The sequence below is a fragment of the Kitasatospora sp. NPDC092286 genome, assembly GCF_044755565.1.
GTDB lineage: Bacteria > Actinomycetota > Actinomycetes > Streptomycetales > Streptomycetaceae > Kitasatospora.
In genome coordinates, this window is the sequence record NZ_JBIVRD010000138.1 from 1 (window position 1) to 1,132 (window position 1,132).

The following is a 1,132-nucleotide window of genomic DNA, read 5'->3' on the forward strand; positions in this document are numbered from 1 at the left end:
CCGTTGTCGTTCGCGCAGTTGCGGCTGTGGTTCCTGAACCGCCTGGACGGCGGCTCCGCCTACAACATCCCCGTCGCGCTACGCCTGGAGGGCGAGCTCGACGTCCCCGCGCTCAGCGCCGCCCTCACCGACGTCGTCCAGCGCCACGAAACCCTGCGCACCGTCTTCCCCGAACACGACGGCACACCCCACCAGGTCGTCCTCGAAGACCCCCGCACCTGGCCCACCCTCACCACCACCATCGCCACCCCCGACCAGCTCCAGCACACCCTCCAGCAAGCCGCCGCCCACCCCTTCGACCTCACCACCGAACCACCCCTACGCGCCCACCTCATCGCACAACCCGACCACCCCCACCAACACCACCTCCTCCTCGTCCTCCACCACATCGCCGGCGACGGCTGGTCCACCGCACCCCTCGCCAACGACCTCACCACCGCCTACACCGCACGCCTCCACCACCAACCCCCCACCTGGGAACCCCTCCCGGTCCAATACATCGACTACACCCTCTGGCAACACGAACTCCTCGGCGACCCCCACGACCCCACCAGCCTCCACCACCAACAACTCACCCACTGGCGCCACACCCTCACCGACCTGCCCGAACAACTCGACCTCCCCACCGACCGCCCACGCCCACCCACCGCCACCCACCACGGCACCACCACCCCCCACACCACCACCCCCCACACCCACCAGCAACTCACCGACCTCGCACGCCGCAACAACGCCAGCCTCTTCATGGTCCTCCAAGCCGCACTCGCCACCCTCCTCACCCGCCACGGCGCCGGCACCGACCTCCCCATCGGCACCCCCATCGCCGGACGCACCGACGAAGCCCTCCACAACCTCGTCGGCATGTTCGCCAACACCCTCGTCCTACGCACCGACACCAGCGGCAACCCCACCTTCACCCAACTCCTCCACCGCACCCGCGAAACCGCCCTCACCGCCTACGCCCACCAGGACATCCCCTTCGAACGCCTCGTCGAAGAACTCGCCCCCACCCGCACCACCGCCCACAACCCCCTCTTCCAAACCCTCCTCGCCCTCGACAACACCCCCCCACCCCTCCCCCGACTCCCCCACCTCACCACCACCCTCCACCCCCTCACCACCACCACCGCCA

1 protein-coding gene is annotated in these 1,132 nt (G+C 69.4%); it reads left to right on the top strand.

Features of this window, described 5'->3' with window-relative positions; genetic code table 11:
* A partial coding sequence (locus ACIQIB_RS39550; protein WP_400764332.1) for a condensation domain-containing protein occupies positions 1–1,132 on the top strand: 1,132 nt, incomplete at both ends.